Origin of the sequence: Tabrizicola flagellatus, assembly GCF_046295235.1 — a bacterium.
GTDB lineage: Bacteria > Pseudomonadota > Alphaproteobacteria > Rhodobacterales > Rhodobacteraceae > Tabrizicola > Tabrizicola flagellata_A.
On sequence record NZ_JBKBLV010000034.1, the window covers coordinates 1 to 11443 of the forward strand.

The following is an 11443-nucleotide window of genomic DNA, read 5'->3' on the forward strand; positions in this document are numbered from 1 at the left end:
GCGCTGGACGCACCGAAAGTTCCGCCATGCGCATCGGCATCGCCGCCCTGATCCTCGCCTATGTCCTGAGCCAGTTCTACCGCGCCTTCCTCGCGGTGCTGTCGCCGGTCCTGACGCGGGAACTGGGGGTGACGGCGGCCGAGCTGGCCTCGGCCTCGGGCTGGTGGTTCCTGGCCTTTGCGGCGATGCAGATCCCGATCGGCGCCTGGCTGGACCGGGTGGGGCCGCGGCTGACCTCGGGCCTCTTGATGGCGGTGGGGGCCGGGGGCGCGGTGCTGTTTTCCCAGGCGACGGGGGCAGGGCAGATCAAGATCGCCATGGCGCTGATCGGGGTGGGCTGCGCGCCAGTCCTGATGGCGAGCTATTTCATCTTCGCCCGCCAGTTCGCGCCCGCTGCCTTCGGCACGCTGGCGGCGCTGACCCTGGCGGTCGGGACGCTGGGCAACGTTGCCTCGTCGCTGCCCCTGTCCTGGGCGGTCACGGCCTTCGGCTGGCGCGCGACGGTGCTGGGTCTGGCGGCAGTCACCGGGGCCGTGGCGCTGGCGATCCTGGTCCTGGTGCGCGATCCCGAACGGCTGGCGGGCGCGCGCGACGGCTCTCTCCTGGAGCTTCTGCGGATGCCGCTGCTCTGGCCCGTCCTGATCATGATGACGGTCTGCTATGCGCCGATCGCCGGGCTGCGGGGGCTGTGGATCGGGCCCTATTTCGCCGATGTCCACGGCGCGGACCAGCTGGAGATCGGGCGGATCAGCCTGTGGATGGGGCTGGCCATGGTAGCGGGCAACTTCGCCTACGGGCCGCTCGACCGCTGGTTTCCCAGCCGCAAGCTGCTGGTCATCCTCGGCAATACGGCGATGCTGGTCTGCCTCTTCGGCCTCTGGTGGTTCGCCGCCGCGCCGCCGATGGTGGCGGTGGTGCTGCTGCTTGCCGCGGGCTTCTTCGGGGCGAGCTTTCCCATCGTGCTGGCGCATGGCCGGACCTTCGTGCCGGCACATCTGACCGGGCGGGGGGTGACGCTTCTGAACCTGTTCGGCATCGCGCCGATCGGCATCGCCCAGATCGTGACCGGCCGCATCCATGCCGCGACCGAGCCTGTCACCCCGGCCGCGCCATACGCGGCGGTGTTCCTGTTCTTCGCGCTGGCCACCGCGATCGGTCTGGTTGTCTATCTCCTGTCACGGGACCGCGCCGACTGAACCGGGGCGGACGAATCCGCTTTTCCGTAGCGCGGCCTTGCGCTATGGCCCGCCCGTCCCCGAAGGGCGGGGGCGGACAAGGAGAACCCCGATGGGCTACAAGGTCGTCGTCGCGGGTGCCACGGGCAACGTGGGCCGCGAAATGCTGAACATCCTCGCCGAGCGCGAGTTCCCGGTTGACGAGATCGCCGCGCTGGCGTCGCGCAAATCTCTGGGCACTGAAGTCAGCTTCGGCGACAAGACTATCAAGACCAAGGATCTGGACACCTTCGACTTTACCGGCTGGGACATCGCGCTGTTCGCCGTGGGGTCCGAGGCGACCAAGGTCTATGCGCCCAAGGCGGCGGCGGCGGGCTGCGTGGTGATCGACAACTCGTCGCTCTATCGCTACGACCCCGAGATCCCGCTGATCGTGCCGGAAGTGAACGCCGATGCGATCCATGCCTACAAGAACAGGAACATCATCGCGAACCCCAACTGCTCGACCGCGCAGATGGTGGTGGCGCTGAAGCCCCTGCATGACCGGGCCAGGATCAAGCGGGTGGTGGTGGCGACCTACCAGTCCGTCTCGGGTGCCGGGAAGGAGGGGATGGACGAGCTCTGGAACCAGACCAAGGCCATCTATAACCCGGTCGATGACGTGCCGCCGAAGAAGTTCTCGAAGCAGATCGCCTTCAACGTGATCCCGCATATCGACGTCTTCATGGACTCGGGCGAGACCAAGGAAGAATGGAAGATGGTGGCCGAGACGAAGAAGATCCTCGACCCCTCGATCAAGGTCACCGCGACCTGCGTGCGGGTGCCGGTCTTCGTCGGCCATTCCGAGGCGATCAACATCGAGACCGAGGAGTTCCTGGACTGGCAGGAGGCGCAGGACATCCTGCGCGAGGCGCCCGGTGTCATGCTGATCGACAAGCGCGAACCGGGTGGCTACATCACGCCGATCGAATGCGTGGGCGAGTTCGCGACCTATGTCAGCCGCGTGCGCCAGGATTCGACCATCGAGAACGGGCTGAACCTGTGGTGCGTCAGCGACAACCTTCGCAAGGGCGCGGCGCTGAACGCGGTGCAGATCGCCGAGCTGCTGGGCCAGAAGGTCCTGAAGAAGGGCTAAGGGTTTCTTAACCCTGATGCGGGAGGGTCTTGGCTTATGGCCGAGACCCTTTTTCATTGCGATGACCTCTTGTGGCGACGATTCGCGGCGCTGTGCCAGGAGCGGGACGAGACACCCGGTGCGGTGTTGCGGGATCTTGTCCGGCTGGAGGTTCAGCGTTGCGAGCGCCACAAAGCGAGGAGTGACGAAGTCATCGACGAGCGGCTCCTCGTGCGCCTTCGGCTTCTCGTCGCCGAGGCCCTGGCGGGTTCGGAGACTTGGGGGCAGTTGCAGAAGCTGCTTGCCGAACGGGGATTGAGGTTCGTTCCTTCCGGCGGCGGGCTTGTGCTCGTCGAGACCGCAACCGGAAAGGCCATCGCGAAGTCCAGTCAGGTCGGCCCAGCGTATCTCGACCTCGTCCGCCGCTTCGGAGCCGGGTTCCCCGGACATCCACGGCCGGGTCTCGCCGTCCAGGCGCTTGCCCGTCCCTGACGCCTTGCACCTGCCCGCCGCACGGGCTTTCCTGTCCACCCCGACAGGAGACCCGCGATGACCCCGATGCTTTCCCTCAATGACGGCCGGCAGATGCCGCAGCTGGGCTTCGGCCTCTGGCAGGTCCCTGCCGCCATCACGGCCGAGACCACGGCCACCGCCCTGCGGCTGGGTTATCGGCTGGTCGATGGCGCGGCGATCTACGGCAACGAGGAAGGCCAGGGCGAGGGTATCCGGCGGTCGGGCCTGCCGCGAGAGGACATCTTTGTCACGACGAAGGTCTGGAACAGCGAACAGGGCTTCGACAAGGCGATCCGCGCGGCCGAGGCCAGCCTGAAGCGTCTTGGCCTGGCCCATGTCGACCTGGTTCTGATCCATTGGCCCTGCCCGGCGCAGGGCCTCTATCTCGACACCTGGCGCGCGCTGATCCGGCTGCGCGAAGAGGGCAAGGCGCGATCCATCGGCGTCTCGAACTTTCAGGAGCCGCATCTGGAGCGCATCATCGGCGAAACCGGGGTCACCCCGGTCCTGAACCAGGTGGAGATCAACCCGCGCCTGCAGCAGCCCGCCCTGCGCGCCTTCCATGCGGCGCACGGAATCGTCACGCAAAGCTGGACGCCGCTTGGCCAGGGCCGCAGTTTCGACGCCGCCCCGGTGCAGGCCGTCGCGCGCCGCACCGGCAAGAGCCCGGCCCAGGTGATCCTGCGCTGGCACCTCCAGATCGGAGCCTCGGTCATCCCCAGATCCACCCGCGAGGCCGGGCTGCGCGAAAACCTGGACCTCTTCGACTTCGCGCTGACCGACGCCGAGATGGCTGCCATGGCCAGCCTGGACGAAGGTGCGCGCTGCGGGCCCGATCCGGCGCGGTTCGAAATGATGTGACGCCGGCCGGCAGCTGATCCTTGGGAAGGGTTTTGCCGCCTTGCCCGCCCGGGCAGGGCCGCCCTAACCTGCGGGCGCATGTCAACCGAAAGGCATCGTCCATGCGCGCCCTGATCGTCGCCCTGCTCGTCACCACCGCCCCGCCCGCCTGTGCCGACACCATCGCGGCGACCAGCCGGATCACCGCCGTCACCGTCTATCCCGATGGCGCCCGACTGACGCGCGAGGTCAGCTTCACCGCCCCCGAGGCCGGACCCCATGAGCTTCTGGTGACAGACATGCCGCTGGACAGCGATCCCGGCCTGATCCGGTTGGTCGGCTCGAAGGGGTTGCAGGTCGGCGCCTTCGCGCTGCGCGCCGACCGCCTGCCCCCGCGCGAAACGCCGCTGACCGACGCCCAGCGCGCCGCGAAGGCCGACGTGGAGGCGGCCGAAGCCGAAGCCGTCCGCGCCCAGCTGGCCCTGGAGGCGATTCAGGCGAAGGTCGAGGCCGCCGAGGCGCAGGTGCGGTTCCTCGCCTCCTTTTCGGGCGCGCTGCCCGACGGGGCCACGCCCGAGACCATCAAGGCGATGGCCGGGATGATCGGCGCCGAGACGCTCGCCGCGCGGCAGGCTGCGCTGGCCGCGCGGGCAGAGCTTCCGCCCGCCGAGAAATCCGTGGCCGAGGCGCAGGAAAGGCTGGCCAAGGCGCAGGCGGCCCGTGATGCGCTTCCCTCCGCCGACATGGACTATACCGCGCTGTCGGTCGCCGTGACGGCGGGTGCCGCCGGCGCGCAGACCCTCACGGTCACCCAGTATCTCGGCAATGCCAGCTGGCAACCGGTCTATGACCTGAACCTGACCCGGCAGGGTGGCGACCGGCTGACGCTGGACCGATCGGTCCTCGTGACGCAGCACACCGGCGAGGACTGGGACGGCGTGGCGCTGACCCTGTCCTCGTCGCGCCCTTCGGAACAGGCGGCGCCGTCGCAGCTCTGGCCCGAACTGCGCAGCATCGGGCCGGAGGTCGAACCCGAGGCCTTGGCGCGGAAGTCGCTGGGCGGGGCGGACATGGCGATGCAGGACGCGCCGGTGGCCGAGGCCGCGCCCGCCCCGGTCACCGCCGGCATGGCGCTGGAGGGCGACACGGTCGTCTACAACTATCCCGAGCCGGTGACCGTGGCGACGGGGGCCGAGAACCTGCGGCTTGCACTGGACAGCCTGGACTTCACGCCGGTGGTGAAGGCGGTGGCCGTGCCCCGGCTGGACCGGACCGCCTTCGTGACCGCCCGCTTCACCAACGGCAGCGACGAACCCTTGTTGCCCGGCCAGGCGATGCTGTTCCGTGAGGGCGTGCTGGTCGGGCAGACCTGGCTGGACGTGATCGCGCCGGGGGTCGAGACGGATGTGGGCTTCGGGGCGCTCGAGACGCTGCGGGTCAAGCGCGAGATGCCGAAGCGCGCCGGGGGCGAGACCGGGATCTTCGTCAGCGCCAACCGGCAGAGCGAAAGCGCGCTGATCACCGTCGAGAACACCGGGCCCGAGGCCTGGCCCGTGCGGATCCTGGACCAGGTGCCCTACAGCGAGCAGGACGATCTGGAGATCGCATTCGCGGCCAGCCCGAAACCTTCGGAAACCGATGTTGACGGCCAGCGCGGCATCCTGGCCTGGGAGTTCGATCTGCCTGCCGGGGGCAAGCAGACGATCACCCTCGAACAGACCCTGACCTGGCCGGAAGGCATGGTCCTGCGCTGATCGCTCTGCCCCGCACGGGCGCCGCGGGCCGGGTCGGCGAGGCCCGGCCCTTGCCGTTGCGTCACCCGCGCGCCGCGTCCGCGCCGATCTGACTTCACGTCAGGCGCGATTCTGACGTGACGTCACAGTGACGTTAACGTCAACTGCTCTGGTAATCCTGTCTGCGGGTTCGCATCTGCGCCGGCAGTGATGCCTTTATGACGAGTGCGACCATGACGACCGAGATATCGAGTGACGTGATGACCATCCGCGAGATGTGCGAGACCTACGACGTGACCCCGCGCACCTTGCGGTTCTACGAGGCCAAGGAACTGCTGACCCCGATCCGCGTGGGGACCAAGCGGCTGTTCACCCGGCGCGACCGGGCGCGGCTGGCGCTGATCCTGCGCGGCAAGCGGTTCGGCTTCAGCCTGGAGGACATCCGGCAGACGCTGGACCTTTACGACCGCGAGGGCGGGCTGACCGCCCAGCGCCGCAGGGCCTATGAGCTGGCCGTGAAGCGGCTGGCCGAGATGGAGGCCCAGCGCGCCGAGCTGGACCTGGCCATCGCCGAGCTGCGCGCCGAGTTGCGCGAGGCCGAGGCGAAGGGGCTGGTGCCGCAGAAGGCCGCCTGAAGACCCGCGCCCCTGGCGGGCGCGGCACAGCATGTGGGAAGAGGAGACGACCATGCCGAGCTATACCGCCCCCGTGAAAGACATGCAGTTCCTGCTGCACGATCTTCTGAAGATCAGCGAGGCGGACATTCCCGGCTACTCCGACCTTGACCGCAGCTTCACCGAGGCGGTCTTCGACGAGGCGGCCAAGGTCGCGCAGGACATCCTGGCTCCGCTGAACGTGGTCGGCGACGTCGAAGGCTGCAAGCTGGAAAACGGCGTCGTCCGCACTCCGAAAGGGTTCAAGGAGGCGTTCCGTACCCTGTCCGAAGGCGGCTGGATGTCGCTGGATGCCGCCCCGGAATACGGTGGTCAGGGCCTGCCCTACCTGATGCACACCGCGGTGAACGAGACCTTCGTCTCGGCCAACATGGCCTTCAACATGTACCAGGGCCTGACCCATGGCGCCTATTCCGCGATCCTCGTCCACGGGACCGAGGAGCAGAAGCGGAAATGGCTGCCGAAGCTGGTCACCTGCGACTGGACCGGCACGATGAATCTGACCGAGCCGCATTGCGGCACCGACCTTGGCCTCTTGCGCACCAGGGCCGAGCCGCAGGCGGATGGCAGCTACAAGATCACCGGGCAGAAGATCTTCATCTCGGCCGGCGATCACGACATGGCCGAGAACATCGTCCATCTGGTACTGGCCAAGGCCCCGGGCGGCGGCGAGGGAACGAAGGGGATCAGCCTCTTCATCGTGCCGAAGTTCCTCGTGAACGACGACGGCTCGCTGGGGGCGCGGAACGCCGTGTCCGTGGGCAAGGTCGAGGAAAAGATGGGCATCCACGGCAACGCGACCTGCGTGATGAACTACGACGGCGCGACCGGCTGGCTTCTGGGCGAGTTGCACAAGGGCATGCGCGCCATGTTCACGATGATGAACGAGGCGCGGCTGGGCGTGGCTTTGCAGGGCTATGCGGTGGCCGAGGCGGCGTATCAGAACGCGCTGGCCTATGCGAAGGACCGCCTGCAGGGCCGCGACGTGACGGGGGCGAAGAACCCGAACGGTCCGGCTGACCCGCTGATCGTCCACCCCGACATCCGCCGCAATCTGATGGAGCAGAAAAGCTTCGTCGAGGGCGCCCGGGCGCTGACCTACTGGGGCGCGACGCTGATCGACCGGGCTCACAACGGTGACGCGGCGGCGGACGGGCTGGTGGGCCTTCTGACCCCGGTCCTCAAGGGGTTCCAGACCGACAAGGGTTTCGAGATGGCGGTGCAGGCCCAGCAGGTCTATGGCGGTCATGGCTATATCGAGGAATGGGGCATGTCGCAGTTCGCCCGCGATGCCCGGATCGCGATGATCTACGAAGGCGCGAACGGGGTGCAGGCCCTGGACCTGGTGGGCCGCAAGCTGGCCCAGGATGGCGGCAAGCATGTGATGGCCTTCTTCGAGATGGTGAAGGCCGAGTGCAAGGCGCATGACGGCGACGAGCGGATGACGGGCTTCGTCGAGCCGCTGAAGGCCGCGTCGAAGCAGTTGCAGCAGGCGGGCATGTTCTTCATGCAGAATGGCATGAAGAACCCCAACGCGGCGCTGGCGGGCTCCTACGATTTCATGCACATGATGGGGCATGTCTGCCTAGGCCTGATGTGGACCCGGATGGCCAAGGCCGCCTACGCGGCGCTGGACGCGGGCGCGACCGACCGCGACTTCTACGAGGCCAAGATCGCGACGGGCCGGTTCTACATGGCCCGTCAGCTGCCCGCCTGTTCTATGCACCTCATGCGCATCGAAAGTGGTGCAGATACCGTCATGGCGCTTGCCGCCGAGGCGTTCTAGGCTTCGATCCTGGACGGACCCGGCGGGGAAACGCCCCGCGGGTCCGGTCCGTGGCACTGGCTTTCGGGGAGGAAGGCATGAAGCTCTACTGTTTCGGCGAAAGCGGCAACGCCTACAAATGCGCGCTGGCGCTGGAGCTGGCCGGTCTTGAGTGGGAGCCGGTGCATGTCGATTTCTTCAAGGGAGAGGCGCGGAGCCCGGAGTTCAGGAAGATCAACGAGATGGCTGAAGTCCCGGTTCTGATCGACGGCGACACCACACTGACGCAGTCAGGGGTGATTCTGGACTACATCAGCTCCAAGACCGGCAAGCTGGGCGGGAGGTCGGCGGCCGAAAGGCGCGAGGTGTTGCGCTGGCTGTTCTGGGACAACCACAAGCTTTCGACCACCATCGGCACCTGCCGCTTCCTGATGAACTTCCTGCCGCCCGAGAAACGCCCCGAAGGCGTGGTCCCCTTCCTGCAGGCTCGCCTCAAGGCCGCCTACACGGTGCTGAACGACCACCTCGCCGCCCGCGACTGGATCGTCGGGGAGGCACCCACGGTCGCCGACCTCAGCTGCTGCGGCTATCTCTACTATCCCGAGCCCTTCGGCTTTGCCCGCGCCGACTGGCCTCACATCAACCGCTGGCTTGACCGCATCGCCGCCCTGCCGGGCTGGCAACATCCCTACGACCTGATGAGCCGGGCCTTCCCGGCGTAAGGAGACCACCATGACCGACGCCTACATCTACGACGCAGTCCGCAGCCCGCGCGGCAAGGGCCGGCCGGACGGGTCCCTGCACGAACTGACCTCGGTCGCACTGTCGGCCAAGGTGCTGAACGCGATCAAGGAGCGGAACGGGCTGGAGGGCCATGCGGTCGAGGACGTGATCTGGGGCAATGTCACCCAGGTCGGCGAACAGGGCGGATGCCTTGCGCGGTCGGCGGTGCTGGCCTCGGACCTTGACGAACGCATTCCGGGCCTTGCGATCAACCGCTTCTGCGCGTCCGGCATGGAGGCGGTGAACCTGGCCGCGAACCAGGTGAAGGGCGGCGCGGGCCACGCCTATATCGCCGGCGGGGTCGAGATGATGGGGCGCGTCCCCATGGGCTCGGACGGGGCGGCGATCGCTGTCGATCCGGGTCTGGCGATGAAGACCTATTTCGTGCCGCAGGGCATTTCGGCCGACATCATCGCCACCGAATACGGCTTTACCCGCGACCAGGCAGATGCGCTGGCGATGGAATCCCAGCGCCGGGCGGCGGTGGCCTGGGCCGAGGGCCGCTTTGCGAAGTCCATCCTGACCATCAAGGACCAGAACGGCCTGACCATCCTCGACCGCGACGAATACATGCGCCCCGGCACCGACATGCAGGCGCTTGGCGCGCTGAAGCCCGCCTTCAAGGACATGGGCGAGGTGATGCCGGGCTTCGACAAGGTGGCAATGATGAAGTATCCGCATCTGGAGCGGATCAACCACATCCACCATGCCGGGAACTCGTCCGGCATCGTGGACGGGGCGGCGGCGGTGCTGGTCGGCAACGCCGAGTTCGGCCGCGCGCATGACCTGAAACCGCGCGCCCGTATCCGCGCCACGGCGAAGGTCGGCACCGACCCCACGATCATGCTGACCGGGCCGGTGCCGGCGACGCAGAAGATCCTGAAGGACTCGGGCCTGTCGATCCGCGACATCGACCTGTTCGAGGTCAACGAGGCCTTCGCCAGCGTCGTCCTGCGCTTCCAGCAGGCTTTCGACGTGGAGCCCGCGGTGGTCAACGTCAACGGCGGGGCCATCGCCATGGGCCACCCGCTGGGCGCGACCGGCGCCATCATCATCGGCACGCTGCTGGACGAGCTGGAGCGGCAGGACAAGGAACTGGGCCTTGCCACGCTGTGCATCGCCTCGGGCATGGGCGCGGCCACGATCATCGAGCGGGTCTGACAGGGATGCAGGACCCCACGGTCGCAGAAGGCTTGCGCGCGTTGCAACGCCGCGTCGATGTCGCATCTGGCGCATCACATGTCGCAATCCTACGTCGCGGTCGGGGTGATTCTCCCAAGATGGTCGCTTCTTCAAATCGGTTTGAGAGGCGATCCCGCCATGCATTCGCAGATCGAAGCGCATTTCCGTTTCCGGGGCAACCTGCTTGTCTCGGGTCGTATCGACGAGCTTCTGGACAGCTATGTCTTTCCGCTGCCCATATTCCTGCCGAGCGAGCGCCTGCTTCTGTCCGGCCCGCAGGAGGCTCGGGTGCTTTTCGCACTCATGCGGGAGGCGCTGATCAAGGACCGGATCGTCGCGCTGCGGCCGGAGGTGAGGGCGGTCGAACTGCCGCGCGCCGGACGCTTCCGGGTCTGGGTCACCTGGCACGAGGTGCCGATGCAGGGCGGGGTGCCGCGGTCGTCCTCGGCGATCTACTTCTGCCGCGTGACCTCCCTTGGCCCGCGCGTCGAGATGGTGAACTATACCCAGGTGTCGATGCCCGAACTGGCACAGCAGTACGAGGCACTGGCCTTGTCCGCCTGACGCAGGGGCAACTCCGGCCGGGCGGTTTGCACCCGGAAGGAGACCCCGAATGCCCGTGATCGACCCCGCGAAAGTTCCGGTGAAGACCGGCTCGATCTACCCCGAACCCTATGCCAGCATGATGAAGGGGCGGTCGTCCCTGCGGCTTGGCGATGCGGGCGGGCTGACCCAGTTCGGCGTGAACCTGGTGACGCTGGAACCGGGGGCGCTGTCCAGCCTGCGGCACTGGCACCTGAACGAGGACGAGTTCGTGATGGTGACCGAGGGCGAATGCACCCTGGTCCAGGACTCGGGCGAGACGGTGATGCGCCCCGGCGATTGCGCGGCCTTCCCGGCGGGCAGCACGGACGGGCACCACTTCATCAATCGCACCGACCGGGTGGCGCGCTTTCTGGTCGTCGGCACCAAGGCCCCGCGCGAGGTGGCGACCTATTCCGACGTGGACCTTCGCGTCGAGATCGAGGGCGGCAAGGCCCGCTTCACCTACAAGGATGGCAGCGACTGGACGGGGCCGCGATGACGGCGCTGACGATCTATCAGGACGCCCTGAACCTCGTGTCGGCTGCCGTGCTGGCGGGAGACTTCGACGCCTATGCCGACCGGATCGACCTGCCCTACCTGATCCACACGTCGAACGCCCGCCTGCTGGTCGACAGCCGCGAGGCGCTGCGACCGACTTTCGACGCGCTGCATGACGTTCTGAAATCCGAAGGGGTGACCCATTACGAAAGGGTCGCGCGCGCGGCCGAGTTCGTCGGTCAGGACCGGATCGAGGGCTGGCACCACACGCATCTGATCGCGAACGGCCAGTCGATCAAGTACCCCCATGTCTCGCGGCATGCCATCGTGCGGCGAGGCCGGGACTGGCTGTTCTCGGAAGCGCATTACCAGATCAAAGCCGACCGCTGGCCGGTGACGCGGGAGATGCTGCTGGACCAGTTCGGCCTTGCCGAGGCCAGGGGAGACATCGAGTGATCTTCCTGCATTACGTCCGCCGGAACGGCCTGCGCGCCCGGTTGCAAAAGGACGGAACGCCCTGTCCGGGCTGGCCGCGCGAGGTCGTCCGATGATCGTTCAGAAAGTTGCCCTGCCCGCCTCAC

Annotated in this window: 11 protein-coding genes and 1 pseudogene; all 12 read left to right on the forward strand. The window is 67.3% G+C overall.

Annotated features, from left to right (window positions below; genetic code table 11):
* Window positions 1–26 precede the first annotated feature (26 nt).
* The 12 genes and pseudogenes from ACK4IU_RS14270 (at window position 27) to ACK4IU_RS14325 (ending at window position 11318) form a co-directional block, all read left to right on the forward strand.
* Complete coding sequence (locus tag ACK4IU_RS14270; protein WP_409736438.1) at window positions 27–1196, forward strand: MFS transporter; 1170 nt, start codon at window positions 27–29, stop codon at window positions 1194–1196.
* A gap of 91 nt (window positions 1197–1287) precedes the next feature.
* A complete protein-coding gene (locus ACK4IU_RS14275) occupies window positions 1288–2310 on the forward strand; it encodes an aspartate-semialdehyde dehydrogenase (protein ID WP_409736363.1) in 1023 nt (340 codons plus the stop codon).
* Between the two features lie 36 nt (window positions 2311–2346).
* Complete coding sequence (locus ACK4IU_RS14280; RefSeq protein ID WP_409736365.1) at window positions 2347–2781, forward strand: hypothetical protein; 435 nt, start codon at window positions 2347–2349, stop codon at window positions 2779–2781.
* Window positions 2782–2838: 57 nt separating this feature from the next.
* Window positions 2839–3663 (forward strand): aldo/keto reductase, encoded by an 825-nt coding sequence (locus tag ACK4IU_RS14285; RefSeq protein WP_409736367.1) that lies wholly within the window; start codon window positions 2839–2841, stop codon window positions 3661–3663.
* A gap of 101 nt (window positions 3664–3764) precedes the next feature.
* The gene (locus ACK4IU_RS14290; RefSeq protein ID WP_409736369.1) at window positions 3765–5396 is read left to right on the forward strand and encodes a DUF4139 domain-containing protein; all 1632 of its coding nucleotides are present in this window, start codon (window positions 3765–3767) and stop codon (window positions 5394–5396) included.
* A gap of 224 nt (window positions 5397–5620) precedes the next feature.
* A complete protein-coding gene (locus ACK4IU_RS14295) occupies window positions 5621–6010 on the forward strand; it encodes a MerR family transcriptional regulator (protein ID WP_409736440.1) in 390 nt (129 codons plus the stop codon).
* A gap of 52 nt (window positions 6011–6062) precedes the next feature.
* Window positions 6063–7835: an acyl-CoA dehydrogenase C-terminal domain-containing protein gene (locus ACK4IU_RS14300; protein WP_409736371.1), complete on the forward strand. Its 1773-nt coding sequence runs from the start codon at window positions 6063–6065 to the stop codon at window positions 7833–7835.
* 77 nt (window positions 7836–7912) lie between these two features.
* A pseudogene (locus tag ACK4IU_RS14305) lies at window positions 7913–8550 on the forward strand (glutathione S-transferase family protein).
* Window positions 8547–9758: an acetyl-CoA C-acetyltransferase gene (locus ACK4IU_RS14310; protein WP_409736373.1), complete on the forward strand. Its 1212-nt coding sequence runs from the start codon at window positions 8547–8549 to the stop codon at window positions 9756–9758. Before ACK4IU_RS14305 ends, ACK4IU_RS14310 begins: the two are co-directional and overlap by 4 nt.
* Before the next feature lie 159 nt (window positions 9759–9917).
* Window positions 9918–10343 (forward strand): hypothetical protein, encoded by a 426-nt coding sequence (locus tag ACK4IU_RS14315; protein ID WP_409736375.1) that lies wholly within the window; start codon window positions 9918–9920, stop codon window positions 10341–10343.
* Window positions 10344–10392: 49 nt separating this feature from the next.
* A complete protein-coding gene (locus ACK4IU_RS14320; RefSeq protein ID WP_409736377.1) occupies window positions 10393–10863 on the forward strand; it encodes a cupin domain-containing protein in 471 nt (156 codons plus the stop codon).
* On the forward strand, window positions 10860–11318 hold the full coding sequence (locus ACK4IU_RS14325) for a hypothetical protein (RefSeq protein ID WP_409736379.1): 459 nt from the start codon (window positions 10860–10862) through the stop codon (window positions 11316–11318). The genes ACK4IU_RS14320 and ACK4IU_RS14325 overlap by 4 nt, the downstream gene beginning before the upstream one ends.
* Window positions 11319–11443 lie beyond the last annotated feature (125 nt).